This is a genomic window from Thermanaeromonas toyohensis ToBE, assembly GCF_900176005.1.
Taxonomy (GTDB): Bacteria; Bacillota; DSM-521; order Neomoorellales; family Neomoorellaceae; genus Thermanaeromonas; species Thermanaeromonas toyohensis.
In genome coordinates, this window is sequence record NZ_LT838272.1 from 787252 (window position 1) to 805444 (window position 18193).

General features: G+C 49.6%; 24 protein-coding genes. 23 read left to right on the top strand and 1 reads right to left on the bottom strand.

Annotation, left to right across the window (positions count from 1 at the left end; genetic code table 11):
- Nucleotides 1–12 precede the first annotated feature (12 nt).
- The 17 genes from dnaJ (at nucleotide 13) to B9A14_RS03880 (ending at nucleotide 13712) form a co-directional block, all read left to right on the top strand.
- Complete coding sequence (dnaJ, locus tag B9A14_RS03800) at nucleotides 13–1173, top strand: molecular chaperone DnaJ (RefSeq protein WP_084664166.1); 1161 nt, start codon at nucleotides 13–15, stop codon at nucleotides 1171–1173.
- A gap of 59 nt (nucleotides 1174–1232) precedes the next feature.
- The gene (gene prmA / locus B9A14_RS03805) at nucleotides 1233–2096 is read left to right on the top strand and encodes a 50S ribosomal protein L11 methyltransferase (protein WP_084664168.1); all 864 of its coding nucleotides are present in this window, start codon (nucleotides 1233–1235) and stop codon (nucleotides 2094–2096) included.
- 6 nt (nucleotides 2097–2102) lie between these two features.
- On the top strand, nucleotides 2103–2861 hold the full coding sequence (locus B9A14_RS03810) for a 16S rRNA (uracil(1498)-N(3))-methyltransferase (protein WP_084664170.1): 759 nt from the start codon (nucleotides 2103–2105) through the stop codon (nucleotides 2859–2861).
- Nucleotides 2862–2914: 53 nt separating this feature from the next.
- A complete protein-coding gene (mtaB, locus tag B9A14_RS03815; RefSeq protein ID WP_084664172.1) occupies nucleotides 2915–4219 on the top strand; it encodes a tRNA (N(6)-L-threonylcarbamoyladenosine(37)-C(2))-methylthiotransferase MtaB in 1305 nt (434 codons plus the stop codon).
- Nucleotides 4220–4349: 130 nt separating this feature from the next.
- Nucleotides 4350–4691, top strand: a complete 342-nt coding sequence (locus B9A14_RS03820; protein WP_084664174.1) for a histidine triad nucleotide-binding protein — start codon at nucleotides 4350–4352, stop codon at nucleotides 4689–4691.
- A gap of 66 nt (nucleotides 4692–4757) precedes the next feature.
- Nucleotides 4758–5186 carry an EamA family transporter gene (locus B9A14_RS03825; RefSeq protein WP_084664176.1) on the top strand — a complete coding sequence of 143 codons (429 nt, stop codon included), beginning with the start codon at nucleotides 4758–4760 and terminating at the stop codon, nucleotides 5184–5186.
- 92 nt (nucleotides 5187–5278) lie between these two features.
- Nucleotides 5279–6169, top strand: coding sequence for a VanW family protein (locus tag B9A14_RS03830; RefSeq protein ID WP_084664178.1), 891 nt, complete (start codon nucleotides 5279–5281; stop codon nucleotides 6167–6169).
- Nucleotides 6150–6257, top strand: coding sequence for a 4Fe-4S binding protein (locus B9A14_RS18205; protein ID WP_084664180.1), 108 nt, complete (start codon nucleotides 6150–6152; stop codon nucleotides 6255–6257). Before B9A14_RS03830 ends, B9A14_RS18205 begins: the two co-directional genes overlap by 20 nt.
- A 4-nt stretch (nucleotides 6258–6261) precedes the next feature.
- Nucleotides 6262–7206 (top strand): M23 family metallopeptidase, encoded by a 945-nt coding sequence (locus B9A14_RS03840; protein ID WP_084664182.1) that lies wholly within the window; start codon nucleotides 6262–6264, stop codon nucleotides 7204–7206.
- A 10-nt stretch (nucleotides 7207–7216) separates the two neighbouring features.
- Nucleotides 7217–7594 carry a bactofilin family protein gene (locus B9A14_RS03845; RefSeq protein ID WP_084664184.1) on the top strand — a complete coding sequence of 126 codons (378 nt, stop codon included), beginning with the start codon at nucleotides 7217–7219 and terminating at the stop codon, nucleotides 7592–7594.
- Nucleotides 7595–7638: 44 nt separating this feature from the next.
- Nucleotides 7639–7815, top strand: a complete 177-nt coding sequence (gene rpsU, locus B9A14_RS03850) for a 30S ribosomal protein S21 (RefSeq protein ID WP_084664186.1) — start codon at nucleotides 7639–7641, stop codon at nucleotides 7813–7815.
- A gap of 189 nt (nucleotides 7816–8004) precedes the next feature.
- Nucleotides 8005–8337 carry a sporulation protein YqfC gene (gene yqfC, locus B9A14_RS03855; protein ID WP_231967903.1) on the top strand — a complete coding sequence of 111 codons (333 nt, stop codon included), beginning with the start codon at nucleotides 8005–8007 and terminating at the stop codon, nucleotides 8335–8337.
- A gap of 39 nt (nucleotides 8338–8376) precedes the next feature.
- Nucleotides 8377–9645, top strand: a complete 1269-nt coding sequence (gene yqfD / locus B9A14_RS03860; protein ID WP_084664188.1) for a sporulation protein YqfD — start codon at nucleotides 8377–8379, stop codon at nucleotides 9643–9645.
- A gap of 142 nt (nucleotides 9646–9787) precedes the next feature.
- On the top strand, nucleotides 9788–10786 hold the full coding sequence (locus B9A14_RS03865) for a PhoH family protein (RefSeq protein ID WP_084664190.1): 999 nt from the start codon (nucleotides 9788–9790) through the stop codon (nucleotides 10784–10786).
- Complete coding sequence (locus tag B9A14_RS03870; RefSeq protein WP_084664192.1) at nucleotides 10765–12933, top strand: HD family phosphohydrolase; 2169 nt, start codon at nucleotides 10765–10767, stop codon at nucleotides 12931–12933. The genes B9A14_RS03865 and B9A14_RS03870 overlap by 22 nt, the downstream gene beginning before the upstream one ends.
- Complete coding sequence (gene ybeY / locus B9A14_RS03875; RefSeq protein ID WP_084664194.1) at nucleotides 12902–13372, top strand: rRNA maturation RNase YbeY; 471 nt, start codon at nucleotides 12902–12904, stop codon at nucleotides 13370–13372. The genes B9A14_RS03870 and ybeY overlap by 32 nt, the downstream gene beginning before the upstream one ends.
- Nucleotides 13365–13712 carry a diacylglycerol kinase family protein gene (locus tag B9A14_RS03880; protein WP_084664196.1) on the top strand — a complete coding sequence of 116 codons (348 nt, stop codon included), beginning with the start codon at nucleotides 13365–13367 and terminating at the stop codon, nucleotides 13710–13712. Before ybeY ends, B9A14_RS03880 begins: the two co-directional genes overlap by 8 nt.
- Here B9A14_RS03880 and B9A14_RS03885 read toward each other — a convergent pair.
- A complete protein-coding gene (locus B9A14_RS03885) occupies nucleotides 13686–14207 on the bottom strand; it encodes an NUDIX hydrolase (RefSeq protein ID WP_084664198.1) in 522 nt (173 codons plus the stop codon). The two genes, B9A14_RS03880 and B9A14_RS03885, sit on opposite strands and share 27 nt — an antisense overlap.
- Nucleotides 14208–14338: 131 nt before the next feature.
- On the opposite strand from B9A14_RS03885, the gene B9A14_RS03890 reads away from it, so the two are divergent.
- From B9A14_RS03890 to glyQ, 6 genes are all read left to right on the top strand, one after another.
- Entirely contained in the window at nucleotides 14339–14725 is a 387-nt protein-coding gene (locus B9A14_RS03890) for a cytidine deaminase (protein ID WP_084664200.1), read from the top strand.
- A gap of 5 nt (nucleotides 14726–14730) precedes the next feature.
- Nucleotides 14731–15648, top strand: coding sequence for a GTPase Era (gene era / locus B9A14_RS03895; RefSeq protein WP_084664202.1), 918 nt, complete (start codon nucleotides 14731–14733; stop codon nucleotides 15646–15648).
- Nucleotides 15649–15713: 65 nt separating this feature from the next.
- A complete protein-coding gene (locus B9A14_RS16925) occupies nucleotides 15714–15872 on the top strand; it encodes a hypothetical protein (protein WP_157109770.1) in 159 nt (52 codons plus the stop codon).
- 3 nt (nucleotides 15873–15875) lie between these two features.
- Nucleotides 15876–16637, top strand: coding sequence for a DNA repair protein RecO (gene recO / locus B9A14_RS03900; protein ID WP_084664204.1), 762 nt, complete (start codon nucleotides 15876–15878; stop codon nucleotides 16635–16637).
- A complete protein-coding gene (locus B9A14_RS03905; RefSeq protein WP_084664206.1) occupies nucleotides 16627–17076 on the top strand; it encodes a DUF4342 domain-containing protein in 450 nt (149 codons plus the stop codon). Before recO ends, B9A14_RS03905 begins: the two co-directional genes overlap by 11 nt.
- A 119-nt stretch (nucleotides 17077–17195) precedes the next feature.
- Entirely contained in the window at nucleotides 17196–18191 is a 996-nt protein-coding gene (gene glyQ / locus B9A14_RS03910; protein ID WP_084667028.1) for a glycine--tRNA ligase subunit alpha, read from the top strand.
- Nucleotides 18192–18193: the final 2 nt, after the last annotated feature.

Here is an 18193-nt window from a genome sequence, read left to right on the forward strand (position 1 = left end):
TGGTGATGGGTTATGCCCAAGCGTGACTATTATGAGGTCTTGGGTGTAAGCCGGGATGCTTCCCCAGAGGAAATAAAAAAGGCTTACCGGCGCTTAGCACGTCAGTACCACCCGGACCTTAACCCGGGCAACAAGGAAGCAGAAGAAAAGTTTAAGGAAGTTCAGGAAGCCTACGAGGTCTTAAGCGACCCGGAAAAGAGGGCCCGGTATGACCAGTTCGGTCATGCAGGCTTAGGTGCAGACGGCGCCGGACCGGGTCCTGACTTTGGCGGTTTCGATTTCGGTACAGCTTCCGCTGATTTTAGCACTTTCGGCGACCTGTTCGATATGTTCTTTGGAGATCCTTTCGGGACTCGGCGCCGCGCCGGACCCCAGCGGGGAGCTGACGTGCGGCTGGACCTGGATATTTCCTTTGAGGAAGCGGCCTTTGGAACAGAGAAAGAAGTGGGGGTACCTCGGTTGGAGAGGTGCCCGGACTGTGGCGGCTCAGGGGCCGCAGCGGGGACCTATCCTGTTACCTGCCCGGCCTGTCACGGTACAGGTCAGATACGGATCTCCCAGCGTACTCCCTTAGGGCATTTCCAGACCATACGGACCTGCCACCAGTGCCGCGGAGCAGGTACTATTATTACCAACCCATGTAAAACCTGCCGTGGCCGAGGTCAGGTCCAGCGGACAAGGAAAATTAAGGTTAAGATACCACCAGGGGTGGATACTGGAGCTCGCTTGCGCCTAGCAGGAGAAGGCGAGGCGGGCGAGCGAGGTGGTCCGCCGGGCGATCTTTATGTATATATCAACGTGCAGCCTCACCCCATATTCCGACGGGAAGGCTTTGACGTAATTTGTGAGATACCTATCTCTATGGTCCAAGCAGCCCTAGGTGATGAGATCGAGGTACCCACATTGGATGGTAAAGTACGCCTGAAAGTACCCGAGGGAACCCAGAGTGGTACCTCCTTCCGATTGAAAGGGAAAGGTATACCTCGCCTGAACGGAGCTGGGCGGGGTGACCAGCATGTAGTGGTTCGTGTGCTTACTCCTAGAAATCTAACAGAAAAGCAGAAGGAAATCTTAAGGGAATTTGCCCGCTCCTACGGGTGGGAGCCTTCTGAACGCGAAAAAGAACAGGATAAGGGTTTTTTTAAAAAGGTAAGGGATGCTTTTATAGGATAAAGTTTAGATTTTCAATTTAAGGGGATAACGCTTAAAATGATTATCTGGGATATGAAGTTATGAAGTGGCAGGAGATAACTGTTGCTACCCAGAGGTGTGCGGCGGAAGCAGTGGCCCACCTGTTTTATGAAGCAGGCGCCCAGGGGCTCGTTGTAGAAGAGGCAAAGGATCAGATTATCCTCCGGGGTTATCTTCCGGAGGATCCTTTGCTTATCTTACGAGTCGAGAGATTAAGGGAGCAGGTAGAAAAGCTTAAGTATTTTTTTCCTGGCTTCTATGTTCACTTCTCTACCAGGTGGCTGCAGGAAGAAGATTGGGCTACCTCCTGGAAAGCCTATTATAAACCGACCAAGGTAACCGAACGCTTAGTGGTGAAGCCCAGCTGGGAGGAGTATTCTGCCCGGCCAGGGGAAATAATAATTGAACTGGATCCCGGGATGGCTTTCGGAACTGGTACCCACGCCACCACCATTATGGCCCTTAAGTTCCTGGAAGAATTCTTAAAGCCGGGCTTTATAGTTTATGATGTGGGTACGGGTTCCGGCATCTTAGCCATCGCGGCTGCTTTGCTGGGGGCCAGTGAGGTTATAGCCATCGACAAGGATTTAGTAGCCCTACAGGTTGCCCAAGAGAATATAGAACGGAATCGGGTTGGGAACATAGTACGCGTGGAAGAAGGGGACTTACTCCAGGGATTTACTCAGAAGGCGGATCTGGTAGTAGCTAATATTGTGGCTAGCGTACTCCTCCGGCTTATCCCCCAGGTTGCCGGGATCTTAAGACCAGGGGGCTATGTTATTTTAGGCGGTATCCTCGCCCCGCGCCGGGCCGAATTGCTGGGAGCGCTAGATATCCATGGCTTCCAATTGGTAAAAGAAGACAGCCAGGGTGAGTGGGTAACCTTAGGGGCAAGGAAAGGGTGAGGCGGATTGGCCCACCATTTTTTTATACCCGGCCAACATTTTAAAGGCGGCAAAGTAATGCTTACAGGGGAAACTGGACACCATGCTGCCCGCGTTTTGCGCCTTAAAGCTGGAGAAGAGATCACCTTAGCCGACGAACGGGGAGCTTGTTTCCGGGGTAGGGTCACAGCGGTTCTAGAAGGAGAGGTGGAGGCGGAGCTCTTGGAAGATTTGCCGTCGCTGGAGCCGCCTTTGGCCGTCACTTTGCTACAAGGGTTGCCGAAAGGCGAGAAGATGGATTTAATCATCGAAAAATGTACAGAATTAGGGGTAAAGCGGATAGTACCCCTGTTGACAGAGAGGGTAATAGTCCGTGTGGATGAGCAGGTTGCTCACCATAAAAGGGAACGGTGGCAAAGGGTGGCCCGGGCGGCGGCACAACAGAGCCGACGTTCTCGCATACCAGTAGTTGAGCTACCCCAGACGCTAAGGGCGGCTTTGGCCGGACTCCCTGCGGACACTTTACTCTTGGTCCTTTGGGAAGGGGAAAGGAGCCTGGGGCTTAAGAAAGTATTGGCCCGAGCATCCCCTGGTCAGCCCGTGGCTTTAGTCGTCGGGCCGGAGGGCGGTTTAAGCCAGGAGGAAGTAAAGTTGGCTTGCCAGGCGGGGGGGATACCGGTGGGTTTGGGTCCACGGATTTTACGCACGGAGACAGCTGGTTTAGCCTGTCTCGCTATTCTCATGTACGAATTAGGGGACTTAGGTGGGGGAATCGAATATCCTTAAGCGGCCAAAGCAAGGCGAAAGCCAAGAAATTGTTGACCTTCGGAGGTGAAACCGTGGCTTCCCGGCGGGTGGCCCTTACCAGCCTAGGGTGCAAGGTTAACCAAAACGAATTGGAAGCCCTTAAGGGCCTGTTCCGGCAGGCTGGGTATGAAATAGTGCCCTTTGAAGAGACTGCTGATGTATATGTTATTCACACTTGTACAGTTACCCACTTAAGCGATCGAAAATCGCGCAAGTTAGTCCGCCGAGCCACCCGCCAAAACCCGGAGGCTGTGGTGGCGGTGACGGGCTGTTATTCCCAGGTGGCTCCGGAGGAAGTTTTAAAGATCCCTGGTGTAGATGTAGTGGTAGGTACCCGCGACCGTGCCCGGCTGGTAGAACTTGTGGAAGAGGCGCGGCGTACTGGTCAAGTCATAAATGCTGTACGTCCGCACGAAAAAGGTGAACCCTTTGAAGAGCTACCCCTTACTCAGGTCTCACGGGTCCGCGCTTTCGTTAAGATCCAGGAAGGTTGCGAGGAATATTGTACATATTGTATCGTACCTTACGCTCGGGGGCCTTTACGTAGTCGCTCGCCAGAAGCCATTATCGCTGAGATTAAAAAGTTAGTTGCTGCCGGATATCAGGAGATAGTCCTCACAGGAGTCCACATAGGAGCCTACGGCCGGGATCTAGGGAATATAGATCTGGAGCGACTTTTAAAGCTTGTAGTGTCTATTCCCGACCTAGGCCGGGTACGGGTTAGCTCCATCGATCCCCCAGATTTTACACCAGGGCTTGTCGCCACTTTGACGGGTTCAGAAAAGATCTGTCCTCATTATCATGTACCTTTGCAGAGCGGTGACGACTGGATTTTAAGGCGTATGGGTCGACGCTATACCGTTCAACAATACCTGGATTTGATTGCCAGCCTCCGCGCTGGTCGACCTCGGGCGGCTATTACCACAGATATTATAGTAGGGTTTCCCGGGGAAAAAGAAGAACATTTCCAGCACACCTTAAGTATAGTTAAACAGGTTAAGTTTTCCCGTGTCCATGTTTTTCCCTTTTCACCCCGGGCGCATACTCCAGCAGCTTTAATGCCTGAGCAGGTGACTGCTGAAGTTAAAAAGGATAGGGTAGATAGGCTTTTGTCCCTAGCCCGCGGACTCGCAGAAGAGTATGCTAAAGGATTTTTAGGTGAGACTTTAGAAGTATTGGTTGAGCAGGAAATGATTGAAAAACCTGGTCTCTGGGAGGGTCATACTGAAAATTACCTGTTAGTATCCTTCCCAGCCCAGGAGCCCTTAACAGGTCAATTGGTGCCTATAAAGATATTGGAGTACCGGGAAGGAAGGCTGTGGGGTCGGATTTTTTGAACATAAAAATCCTGGCCAATGGATTTTTGGAGGAGTAAAGGTAGAGGGGCAGGATTTTCTAAAAGACAAGTCGAAAGTAAACATGTACTGGACTTTTGAATACTTTTTTGAAAGGAGGAAAACCTTATCGATGTCCGATTGCATTTTTTGCAAAATAGCCGCGGGAGATCTCCCTTCAGAGATAGTTTATCAAGATGACCGTGTGGTAGCTTTCAAAGATATACGCCCTGTGGCGCCAATACATATCCTTATTATCCCCCGTAAGCACATCCCTGACCTTACGGCCATTACCGAGGAGGATGCCGAACTTATTGGGTATCTGCACCTGGTAGCTGTCAAAGTGGCCCAGGAGCAAGGTCTAGCTGACCGGGGTTTCCGTCTAGTTAACAATTGCAAGCAAGAAGGCGGCCAGGTAATCTACCATCTCCATTACCACCTCTTGGGTGGGCGGCAGATGAGGAACTTATGTTAAAGCCCCTTTTTTATTTAGTTCTTATTCCCTGGCCAAGTGAATAATCTTTCCTATGGGGGTGAGGAGATGAGAACCCTGGGCTTCGCCCTCCTGGGAGCCTTTTGCTGGGGTATAGCCCCCCTATTTGCCAAGCTCGCTCTTCTAGAAGTTTCGGCTACAACAGTATTGGTAGCCCGTACCTTTCTGGCTGGAGGCTTGGTAGCTCCCTGGGTAATTTATCAGGGCGGCCTGGGATATTTTTTGTCTATCCCTCCTAAAGCTTGGTTTTTGCTTGCTGTAGAAGCTTTTTTTACTGCAGTAGCTGGTGACCTAGCTTACTATAAAGCTTTAAAATATGGACACCCAGCGGAAGTGAATCTTATTATATCGTCTGCACCCTTCATTACCCTTATTTTTTCTGGCCTTCTCTTTTCTGAAAAGATTAGCTGGAATAAAGCGTTAGGAGGTTTGCTTATTTGCTTGGGCGTATTTCTAGTAGGATTGGCCGGAAAGTAAAGGTCTTGCTGAAAGATGTATAAGCTTAAAACTGGGCCCGATGAGGCGCGTTATATCAAACAAGGAAGGCTTAGCTAAAGGGGTGTAACCCTTTGCGCCTTATCCATATATTAGCCTTTCTATTGGCCTGTCTCCTCTTAGGCTGGCTGTGGTGGGAGCATCCTAAAGGAGGGCAGGCCTTCTCTCTCCCTTCAGGTCCTTCCCGAGATAAGTTAGAAGAAAGCTCCTCGGCCGAGGAAGCATTGCCCTGGGCGGGGAACAGGGATCTAGAGGAATTTTTAAGGAAATACAATACGCCTGTTTTATTAGCTTCCTACCACGCCAGTTTGCCTGATCCCATCCTTTGGGAAGCCTACAACGTGGCTTTAGCTGCTGATAGGTTAGCCGGTACTGTGGTCCAGCCTGGGGAAATATTTTCCCAGAATAGACTTTTAGGCCCCTATACCAAAGAGCGCGGCTACCGGGAAGGTCCAATGTATGCGGGTAACAAGATAATCCCTAGCGAGGGTGGCGGAGTCTGCAAAGTGGCTTCGGTACTTTACAATGTGGCTATACTAGCTAACCTAGAGATTATCGAGCGCCACCCTCATTCCCTAACGGTGCCTTACGTCCCGCCAGGCCAGGATGCCACGGTAGTTTATGGTAAATATGATTTTCGCTTTCGCAATAATACTTCTAGCCCTATTGTCATATGGGCTGATACTTATAATGATACTCTATATATAGCCTTTTACGGCCGGGAAAAACCACCTAAGGTAACCTGGCACCATGAAACCCTGGAGAAAAAGAAAACCTGGACAGAATACAGGAATAATCCTGCTCTGCCACCAGGTACCGAAAGGGTGGTCTTCCCCGGGCAGGATGGTGTAACAGTACACTCCTGGATAACCATTGAGTATCCAGACGGGAGGGTTATCCGCAAAGATTTAGGGATAAGCCGTTATCAACCTAGCCCGTGCCTAGTTGAACGGGGGCCTTCGTGAAACTGGCATTAGCTGCTCTCCCGAAAAGTGCATACTCTGCGGCTACTGTACTGAAGTTTGCCCCCAGTTCGCTATCCGGATGATATAGCCAGATGATCAAAAAGGAAAACGGCAGTAGATGTGGAATACATATATTTATGAGGAAGCGTACCAACCGCTACTTCACCCTGCTGCTGGTGCCTGAAGGGGGTTCAAAAACTCTTTACCTGCGGCTACCCTGGTGGGGTTTAAAATTAGCCGTTATCTTAATCATTTTTATTTTGGTAGCTACTACCTTCCTGGGGTATCTTTCCTTTAGGCTAGCTCGGCAGGCTCAAAATTTGCGGCATTTGGAGTTTGAAAACTTAAAGCAAGCCCAGGAAATAGCTAGGCTCCGAGCTGATACCCAGGCCCTGGAGGATAAAATAAATGAAGTAGAGGCCCTAGAGAATAAAGTGCGGCAGATATTAGGAGTGGAACGCCAGCGCTCTACTTTAAGCTCTCGGGGTTCTCACGCAAGTCGCAGGGACGCCGCCCCACAAGAACTTTTACCGGAGCTGGTGGTAGTTTCTACCAGGATAGCCCAATTAAAAGATAGGCTCCCTGAAATAGCAAGGCGTCTTCAGGATCTGGACCAGCAGATAGCAGAGCATCTAGCTTATCTTCAAGCTCGTCCCTCTTTGTGGCCGGTGGAAGGGGAAGTAACATCGCCCTTCGGTTACCGTCGTTCCCCCACTAACCGCTGGCGGTGGGAGTTTCATGATGGCCTGGATATTGCGGCCCCTCCTGGCACGCCCGTAAGGGCAGCTGGCGGCGGGCAGGTAGTTTACGCCGGGTGGATGGGGGTTTACGGGTTAGTAGTAATTATAGACCACGGGTATAGTTATCGTACTTTTTATGGTCACAATTCTTCCCTCCTAGTAAAGGAGGGGGACAGGGTAGCTAAGGGGCAGCCTATTGCCCGGGTAGGTAGCACAGGCCGGAGCACCGGGCCTCATCTACACTTTCGAATAGAAGTTGATGGCCAAGCGGTAGATCCGAGGCCATTTTTACCCTAGGAGGTAAAGGATGCTGGGACGCAAAACAGTCTCCTTGCAGGAAAATAGCCCAGTAAGCACAGTCATCGGGCAGGGGACCCGGATTAAAGGGACACTTGTTACCTCAGACTCCCTTCGTATAGATGGCTTTCTAGAAGGGGAGATAGATGCTTCCGGAGACCTCATTATAGGAGAGACGGGGGAAGTAGTAGCCACAGTTAAAGCACGTAACTTAGTAGTGGTGGGAAAATTGAAGGGTAATGTACATACTACAGGCAAGTTGGAAATACTGGCTAAGGGGGCTATTTATGGTGATGTTAAAGTAGGCGAACTAGCGGTAGAAGCAGGAGCTATTTTGTGCGGGAACTGTAGTATGGAAAAAGAGGGAAAGGAACCTGCCCTTAAGTAAGGGTATAGCAGTTGCCACCGGTTACGGGGGGAGGGAGATAGTGGATGAGCGAAGTACGCGTGGGTAAAGATGAGAGCCTGGATAGTGCTCTGCGGCGTTTCAAGCGCCTTTGCCAGAAGGCTGGACTGATGGCAGAGATGCGCAAGCGCGAGCATTATGAAAAGCCTAGTGTGAGGCGAAAGAAGAAGTCCCAGGCCGCCAGGAAGCGGCGCTGGCGTTAAAGCTTTTAGCCCTTCCTCCCGGCGAAGGGATAAGACTCTATACTATCCGGTAAGGCGACTGCTTTTAAATAAAGAATAACCTGCCCGGCTACTTTACGGCCGGGCTTTTCTATTATTTTTAGGAGGCCTTAAAGGGGTCTTTTTCCATAATGAAAGGCATAGATTGAGTAAGAGGGGGCGGATTTAATTATGCCGAAGCGGCGCAAAAAGGGTTGGAAGGTAACCCAGTCTACGCAAGTAAAGACTTTGAGAGCACAGGCGCCGGGAGCGAAAGCCCATATGGCCAGCTTTTTAGATCTGCCCCAGGAAGTAGTCTGTGATTGGCCTCGTCTAACCTTGATCGGAAACAGCCGCTTACTATTAGAAAACCACCGTGGGGTAATTATTTATGAAAACGATCTGGTGCGAGTAAATATAACCTTAGGGCAATTGGAAATAACCGGGCAAGATTTAAGACTTAAGGTCGTCCGGCCTGACGCCATCGCTGTAGAAGGGGCCATAAAATCGATACAGTTTTGCTAAGACAGCACAAATGTAAGAAACTAAGGGGACAAGTAGGCCATGGCTAAAAGGAGGAAGGAGCTGGTAATGGGTTGGGAGTGGCAAGCTCTTTTTAGAAACTATGTGGAAATTGAAGTAGAGGGAAAGAATAGGGAAGAATTCTTGAATGTTGCCTTACTCCAGGGCCTTGTTTTTTGGGATATAATTCAAAGCCCAGGCTCTAAAAAATTTAGGGCCAAAATACCGGTGGCTTCCTTTGCCCAACTCCGGCCGGTAGCCAGGAGAACCCGTTGCCGCGTTCGCCTTTTGGACAAGCGGGGTCCTCTCTTCTGGTGGCGGCGTCTTAAAAGCCGGGAGATGTTTTTGGTAGGGGCTGTTCTTTTTCTATTAGGGCTTTTTCTCCTTTCTAATTTTGTTTGGGCAGTGGAGGTGCTGCCACAAGGAGAGCTTATGAGGGTGGATCCCAGCCGGGTAAAGGCCGTGGCTGCGGAAGCGGGTTTAAAACCAGGTACTTGGAAAGGGAAATTAGATGTACGTACTCTAGAACATAAGATACTCCTTAAAGTGCCAGAACTCGCCTGGGTGGGGGTGAACTTCCAGGGTACCCGGGCGCATATTAAAGTGGTAGAGAAAATCTTTCCTTCGCAGGATGAGATGGGATCTGCGCCTGCCCATATAATAGCCACTAAAAATGGTATAATATCCGAAATTCTTGTCCTGGCCGGCCAGGCCCGGGTCAGCGTAGGCGATACTGTGCGCCAGGGAGATATCCTTATTTCTGGTCTCATTCTACCACTCCAGGAAAAGCCTCCCGGACCGGAAGAGCAACCCAAGCTCCCTGTACTACCTCGATTGGTCCGGGCCAAGGGGATCGTCCGGGCGCGGGTTTGGTACGAGGCCGAAGGAACAGCTCTTAGGGAGGAAATAAAGGAAGCCCTTACTGGACAGCGCAGTACAGCCCTTATATTGCGTACCCCCGGCCGGGAATATGTACTTAAAGGCTCCCTGGAGCCCCCTTATTCAACCTTTCGGCAGGAAAGTAGGGTTATGAAAGCCCCTACGTGGAGGAATTTTACTCTCCCTGTCGAACTGATTATTGTGACTTATTTTGAAACCTCGGTGGAGCGGAGATGGCTCAGCCAGGAAGAGGCGATAAATAAAGCTAAACAAGAGGCTTTATCAACCTTGCGGCAGGGCCTCCCGGCCCGGAGCAAAGTTTTAAGCGAGAGGGTCATCAGGGTTACGGAGGAGCCTGGCCTAGTACGGGTTAAGGTCCTCCTAGAAGCTGAGGAAGATATAGGACAGACAATCAACCTTAAGGAGCGTTAATTGTTAGCTTGGATGGGATTTCCGCTAAAGCTTGAGCTCTAGTGCTATTAAGTGCTAGGTTTGGTTCCGGCTTTACTCTCCCAGGAGAATGGAGTATAATAAATTGTCGCACAAGTATATAATGGGAGGTTGATTATTAAGTTTGGCCGAACATCTGGAGGTTAAAGTAGTTGTAGGTAATAATGGGGAGGCGGCTAACCTTTTTGGCCTCCATGATGAAAACCTAAAATATATTGAAAGCCAAGCGGGTGCTCGTATTGTAGCTAGAGGGAATGAGGTTTATATTTCGGGAGAAAAACAAGAAGTTGAAGAACTGGAGGAGCTTTTTCATCAACTCCTGGGCTTGGTAAGGGTGGGTTCTAGTATTAACACTACCACCATTAACTATGCCTGGAATCAAGTACGCCAGCGAAAAAAGGAAAAGGATACTTCATCCCCTGACTTAGCTGAGGCGCTGGGAGAAGTGCTTTATGTAACACCCCGTGGAAAGCACATACGGCCCAAAACTTTAGGGCAGTTGCGTTATGTTCAGGCTATACGCCAATATGATATAGTCTTCGGTATAGGGCCTGCGGGGACAGGTAAGACCTATTTAGCGGTGGTTATGGCGGTTAACGCTTTACGTTCCCGAAGCGTAGAAAGAATAATCTTGGCCCGGCCGGCTGTGGAGGCGGGTGAAAAGCTAGGGTTTTTGCCTGGTGACCTCCAGGAAAAGGTTAACCCTTATCTCCGTCCCCTTTACGACGGACTATACGATGTATTGGGAATGGAAATAGCACAAAAGTATATGGAAAAAAATATTATAGAAATAGCGCCCTTGGCTTACATGCGGGGGCGCACCTTGGATGATGCCTTTATAATTTTAGATGAGGCCCAGAATACCACTTCTGAACAGATGAAGATGTTTTTGACGCGTCTCGGTTTCGGTTCCCGGGCGGTAATAACTGGAGATATAACCCAGATAGATTTACCTCGTGATGTCCCTTCTGGCCTAGTAGAGGCCCAGCGTATCCTCCAAGGTATAGAAGGGATAGCCTTTGAATACCTGACTGAAGCTGACGTAGTACGGCATCCTCTTGTACAGAAGATTATCAAGGCCTACGAAAGGAGTGAACGGGCTTGGCGTGGCAATGGCTCGTAGGCCAGCTACGCTTGCTATGGGCCCGTGGGGGGCAGATAGGTCTGTTAAACAGGCGAACCCTCTGGGGAGGGATTTTATTTTTCCTGGCTGTAGCTATTATTGCGGCGGATTTCTTGCCTCAAAAGCTCGATCTCAAAGTGGGTCAGCCGAGCCCCAGGGATATCAAGGCTCCCCAAGGTATCGTTTACGAAAGCGAGGTATTAACTGCTCGAGCCCGCGAGGAAGCGGAACGCAAGGTGGAGCCTGTTTATAGAATTGATAATACGGTGGCTGAGAAGCTGGTAGAGGAGGCTCGGGTTCCCTTTCGGAATGTGCGCCAGATCCTCCTTCAAACCCCGGAGGGGGGGGCGCGGGAAGAAAAACTAGCGGCTGCCTTGGTAGGTTGGGAACTAGATGCCTCCACCAGGAAGGCTTTAGCCTCGGTCGATCAGAACAGCTTAAACACCTTGGAAGAACAGCTCGTTCAAGTTATACGCCGGCATATGCAGGGTGCTATATCCCGGGAAGCCCTGGAAACTACCCGCGAGAAAATGCTCACCGAGGTAGGGACGTTAAATGTAGAGGCTAAATATAAACCTTTCCTGGCTGCTATTATCCGGAAATTAGAGCTTAAGCCCACCCTAGTATATGATGTCGCCGCTACCCTGCAGCGCCGGGAAAAGGCCCGGGCTGAGGTGGTTCCCGTACAAGTGACTATCCGTCAGGGAGAGAAAATTGTAGGGGACGGGGAGATCGTTACTGAAGAAGATATCGAGGCTTTACAAAAGTTGGGTTTGTTACGTCCGGGAACACCTTGGAGAAGTCTGGTAGGTTTAATTTTGCTCCAAGGGGTTTTGGTATTTTTAGTACTTTTTTACTTGCGTACTTTTAAAAAGCAGATTTATGCCAGCGATCGTCTTCTTTTGCTTTTGGGACTCCTCTGGGTGGTTTTCCTTCTTTTCTCCCGGGGAGTAACCGCCATCAGCCTGGGGAATCGCCCTGAGATGTCCAGGCTAGTAGGGTATCTCATCCCTGTAGCTGCTGGATCCATGCTTACAGCTATTCTTCTCGATGGCCAGGTGGCGTTAATTTTTACAGTTTTTCTAGCCCTGGAGGCAGGTATCCTCGGAGGAAATTATTTCCAGCTAGTAGCCGCTGGAATTGTAAGCGGATTAACTGGTGTATATTGTGTAACCCATCTCGACCAACGTTCTAGCTTGGCTCGTTCCAGCCTTTTCCTTACTTTGGCTAACATGTTGGCCGTCCTGGCTTTAGGCTTACTTTTAGGGCACTCCTTATTGGAGATAAGTTTGGGTTTAGGTTTGGCCCTGGCCAACGGGGTGCTCTCGGCAGTTTTAACCATTGGTTTTTTACCCTTCTTAGAAAGTACCTTCGGTATTACTACCGCAGTCAAGCTCCTAGAACTATCTAACCCCAACCATCCTCTCTTAAAAAGGCTTTTATTGGAAGCACCGGGCACTTATCACCATAGTTTATTGGTGGCTAATTTAGCTGAAGCAGCAGCCGATGCTATAGGAGCGGATTCCTTACTTGCACGTATCGGAGCTTATTACCATGATATTGGTAAGCTCAAGCGACCTTACTTTTTTATTGAAAATCAAGTGGGCACAGAGAATCCCCACGATAAATTGTCTCCTTCCTTGAGTAGTTTGATCATTTCTTGCCATGTCAAGGATGGGCTAGAGCTGGCCCGTGAATTTGGGCTCCCCTCTGTAGTACAAGATATTATCGCTCAGCACCACGGGACAACCCTCATGTCCTTCTTTTACCATAAGGCTTGTGAAAAGAGCCGGGGCTTAGAGGTAGATGAAGGAGAGTTCCGGTACGAAACACCCAAACCCCAAAGTAAAGAGGCCGCCATTGTCATGTTGGCCGATAGCGTGGAGGCGGGTATCCGATCCTTACCCAAGCTTACGCCGAGCCGTATGGAAAGTTTCGTACGTAAGATTATAAAGGAAAAACTGGAAGACGGCCAGCTGGAAAACAGCGATTTAACTTTCCGGGATCTGGCCATAATAGGGGATGCTTTTTTAAGGGTGCTAAATGGCATTTATCATTCCCGGGTAGAATATCCAGAAGCTGTTTTGCGGGAAATGGAAAGGAGAAAGAACCGCAATGGAATGCTTCATAAACAATCAGCTGGCTAGTGAGCTAGATCCTAACTTAGAAAAGATGATAAGGGTACTCCTCGAAGAGGCGGCCCGGCTTGAGGGGGTACCGGAAGAGGCTGAGGTAAGCTTGACTTTGGTGGATGATGAGGAGATGCGCCGCCTGAATCGTAATTTTCGAGGGATAGATGCTCCCACCGATGTCCTTTCCTTTGCTTTGCAGGAGAAAGTTCCTGGAGAACCAGAGATCCAGGGAGGGGAGGGTGAGCTGCTCCTTGGGGATATCTTTATCTCCTTAGATACAGCCCGTCGTCAGGCTAAAGCTTACGGTCATTCCCTGGAAAGAGAAATAGGGTTGCTTACCATACATGGTTTTTTACATCTTCTAGGTTACGACCATGACACTCCGGAGGCAGAAGAAACAATGTTCCGTCGGCAGCAGGAGCTGTTAAGTAGGGTGGGGCTAGGGGATGATTAAAAAGTTCGAGGCGGCCCTGGCTGGCCTTTTGTATACCTTACGTACTCAGGTTAATATGGCCATTCACTTGGGAGCGGCTGTAGCTGTATTTTTACTAGGCTACTATTTCCAGCTGGAGGGCTGGGAATGGGGTGTCTTAATTCTAACAGTAACTTTAGTGCTTGCTGCGGAAACCTTTAATACAGCCCTGGAGCTAGCCGTAAATTTATCTTGCCCCCATTATCACCCTCTGGCGCAGAAGGCCAAAGACGTGGCCGCCGGAGCTGTCTTGGTTACCGCTTTAGGAGCTGTAATAGCTGGTATCCTCATTTTTTTACCTAAGTTTCTCAGAGCCTTTTAATTGGGTGGCGACTAAGTCCCTTCGCCGGATAGTACGGTAAAAAAGCCGGGGGGGTTCGTCCAGGGGTTTACCGGACAACAGTCCCAAGTGCTGGAGGAGATCTAAGGTTCCGGAGGTAAGTTCATACTTCCGAATTTCCTTTAGGGCAATCCAGCGAGCTTCTGCTACGTCCGAAGCCGGCCTCAGCTCCCCGGAAACGTATCGAGCCCAAAAATCTACAAGGACAAAGTGGTACTTAACCCGGCCCAGTTCATCCAGGTAAATGCTGTCTAATACCGCTATTGGTGGCCCAACTTGGATAACGATACCGCATTCCTCAGCCACTTCCCTTTCTAGAGCTTGGCTTAAGGTTTCCCCTGCTTCTACCCGGCCTCCTGGAATACTCCATAAGCCTTGGGCGGGGGGTTGTCCGCGGAGTACAAGGAGTAGCTTTTCTTCCCTTATAATAACGGCTCCCACACCCACTAGAGGCTGGCTTGGGTAGGTACGCGACACCTGTTTATTCCCCTCCTAAGTTTTCTTTTAGGTAGGCTAGACAATTCACCTTTTATTCCGAGTATGGTACAATGATACCAACTGGAAAATATCCTTGACAAGTACCAGGAAGAGAATGGGGGTATAATAAAATTAGAGAGAGACTTTTATATTTAGCTTACGAAGCCAAAGCGAAGGCTTATGCTCCCTACTCCCATTTCCCGGTGGGAGCTGCCTTGCTGGCTACCTCGGGTCGCATTTATCAGGGTTGTAATATAGAAAATGCTTCTTACGGGCTAACTGTGTGCGCCGAGAGGGTGGCCCTATGGAAGGCTATTTCTGAAGGTGAACGCGAGTTTGTGGCCTTGGCTGTGGTAGGTGGGGAACTTGCGGCTTGTTTCCCTTGCGGTGCTTGTCGGCAGGTTTTAGCAGAATTCGCACCTAACTTGGAGATCATTACCGGCCAGCCTGGACAAAGATATCTTACTCGCAAGCTTAAGGATCTTTTACCGGAAACCTTTACTTTCAAGGAGACGTAATGTCTATGCTGGAAACCCCCTCCTACCGTTCGGGTTTCGCAGGTTTAATTGGCCGGCCCAATGCAGGCAAATCTACTCTACTCAATACCTTGGTGGGCCGCAAGGTGGCCATCATATCAGATAAACCTCAGACTACCCGTAATAAGATTTTGGGGGTTTACACTGATGAGCAAGCCCAGATTATTTTTTTAGACACCCCTGGTATTCATAAACCACGGCACCGTCTAGGGGAATATATGGTTCAAGTAGCCCAACAAACCTTAAAGGAAGTAGACGTAGTCGTATATGTGGTAGATGCTGCCGTGGAACCGGGGGCAGGGGAAGAATATATACTTAACTCCCTGAAGGGTATTTCCACACCCGTGATCCTTGTTTTAAATAAAATAGATTTAATTTCTGAAGAGCAACTCCTTAGGGTGCAACAGTTTTTCCAAAGCCGGTTCGAACCGGCTGGGATGGTGGCCCTTTCTGCCTTACAGGGTACTAACGTCGAGCAGCTACCACCTTTGATAATTCAACATCTTCCTCCAGGACCACAGTACTACCCGCCAGAACAGATTACCGACCAACCTGCCAGACTCATCATAGCTGAACTCATCCGGGAGAAGATCCTCCTTTTAACTGAGGAAGAGGTGCCCCACGCGGTAGCTGTGGTAGTGGAAGATATGCTGGAAAGACCTGGAGGGATCCTTTACGTACCGGCTACTATTTATGTAGAAAGGGATTCCCAAAAGGGGATTCTTATCGGGAAGGGAGGTCGTATGCTTAAAGAAATTGGAATCCTAGCACGCCAAGAGATAGAAGCCCTTCTAGGTAATAAAATTTATTTGGATCTCCGGGTGCGGGTGAAAAAAGATTGGCGGCGGCAGGAAGGAGCCTTGCGACAGCTGGGCTATGAGGTTGGTAGAAGGAGACCAGTATAGGCTGATGATTTTGGGTCAGAATTATAAGGAAGAGGCTTTCGCCTTTAAGAGGAGGAGAAACCCCTGTGCGACCCAGCGACGCTTTATGGCAAATTTTTGCCGCAACAGGTCATATAGGAATTTACTTGTTGTATAAACGGCAACGAGATTATGAATTAAGGGCTTGCGGGCAAGAAACCCAAGGGGAGGTTTTTATAGAGCAGCCTAGCTCTATTACAGGTTAAGACATGGGCAAACTTTATCAGGTAAGAGGTATAGTCTTATCCACCCGGGATTTTCAGGAAAACGATCGGATATTAAATATCTTAACTCCAAGCAAAGGTAAAATCACAGCTATAGCCAAAGGGGTACGCAAGGCCACAAGCAGCTTACGCAGCGGCACCCAGCGGTTGTGTTTGGCTCGGTTTCTCCTTTATGAAGGTAAAAGCCTGGCCATAGTTACCCAGTGCCAGGTGGAAGATTTTTTTGGCCCTGTGAGGGAAAGCCTGGAAAGGCTTTTAACAGCTTGTTATTTGGCGGAGATAGCTGAAGCGGTTACGGTACCTGGACAGCCTAGTTCCGGTATGTTTGGGCTCCTTAAGGGAAGTTTAACCCTTCTTACTAGAGAAGATCCGTTTCTGGTAGCCCGTACTTTTGAAGCCAGGACCATTAGTCTCCTAGGATTAGCTCCCCGGTTGGGTTCTTGCGCTGCCTGTGGAGGAACTTTAAGTTCACGAGGACCGGTAGCGGTATCCCCGGCTGCGGGGGGTGCTTTATGTCCTTCCTGCCAGGGAGGTTATGGCCCAGAATATTACCTTTCGCGGGAGAGTTTGGGTGCCTGGCAACGTTTAAGCGATTTAAGGGGGAAAAACCTCCATTGTTTAAAACTTTCCGCCCGATGTCGGGGAGAATTAGAGGAAGTTTTGCCTGCCTATTTGGAATACTATCTAGAAAGAAAGCTAAAATCCCGGAGACTACTCCACCTTGAGGAGGATGGACATGAGCACTGAATTGGATAAAATCGATATCCTCCGGAAGCGCTTGGGGCTGACTTATCGTGAAGCTAAGAAAGCCCTAGACGAGGCAGGAGGGGATGTTATCGAAGCCTTGATCAGGTATGAGGAGGGGAAGAAATCCGAAGTAGTTGAACAAATAGAAACCTGGAGCAGCAAAATTTTGGCCCGGATTAAGGAAATATTGCAAAAAGGTCAGGCTACTAAAATTAAGATTAAAAAGGATGGAAAAACAGTAGCAGAGATACCGGCCACGGCTGGTGCCTTGGGTGTACTGGGGGTCTTAGCCAGTACGGAGCTAGCTATCCTGGCCGGGATCAGTACAGTGGCAGCCCTCTTTAACCGCTATACCTTGGAAATAGAGCGTCCAGGCGGGCAGGTAGAAGAGCACGCCCTCGATTTAAGGGATAAAGAGCAGGAAATGGGTAGAAGTTGACAATCTCCACCTCCTTTGATAAATTATCAAGCGGAGGAAGGCTCCCGTCCCTGGTGGGGCGGGTTTTTTATGTAGGACGGTACCCAATTATCTTTATAGTGAAGGAGTGCCCGAAGCACGTGAATTTCCAGGAGTTGATCCTTGCCCTCCAGGAATTTTGGGCCCGGCAAGGCTGTGTTATCCAGCAGCCTTATGATTTAGAAAAAGGGGCGGGGACTATGCACCCGGCCACTTTCTTGCGCGTTTTGGGACCTGAGCCCTGGCGCGTGGCTTACGTGGAACCATCTCGCCGGCCTACTGACGGACGTTACGGAGAGAATCCCAACCGCCTTCAGCATTACTACCAGTTCCAGGTTATACTTAAACCTTCTCCCCCAGACGTTCAGGATATTTATCTAAAAAGCTTGGAATACATAGGTATAAATCCACTGGAGCATGATATCCGGTTTGTAGAGGATAACTGGGAATCACCTACCTTGGGGGCCTGGGGGCTGGGCTGGGAGGTATGGTTGGATGGCATGGAGATCACTCAATTTACTTATTTCCAACAATGCGGAGGTTATGACTTAAAGCCAGTGAGCGCAGAGATTACCTACGGCCTGGAACGTCTGGCCATGTATATTCAGCAGGTGGATAGCATTTTTGACATTGAGTGGGTAGATGGTATCACTTATGGAGATATTCACCACCAAGGAGAGGTAGATTACTCCCACTATAATTTTACCGCGGCTGATATCTCTATGTTGTTTTCCCTTTTCAATGCTTATGAAGCGGAAGCCAAACGGGTGATTGAGCAAGGGCTGGTTCAGCCTGCCTACGATTATGTCCTTAAATGTTCCCACACCTTTAATTTGCTTGACGCCCGGGGGGCCATAAGCGTTACAGAGAGGACAGCCTATATAAGCAGGGTTCGTCACCTAGCCCGCCTTTGCGCGACCGCGTATCTCGAGCAGAGGGAGAGGTTGGGTTATCCCCTCCTTAAGAAATGCTCTCCAAGGCTTCCGGGACCGGGAGAAGGAGCAGTTCATATGAAGGTCCCCGTGAGAGGAACTAAAGAAGGAGCCTACGGCACCCGGCAAGACCTTAAAGATAGCCTCGACATCAAGGAGGGGTAGAA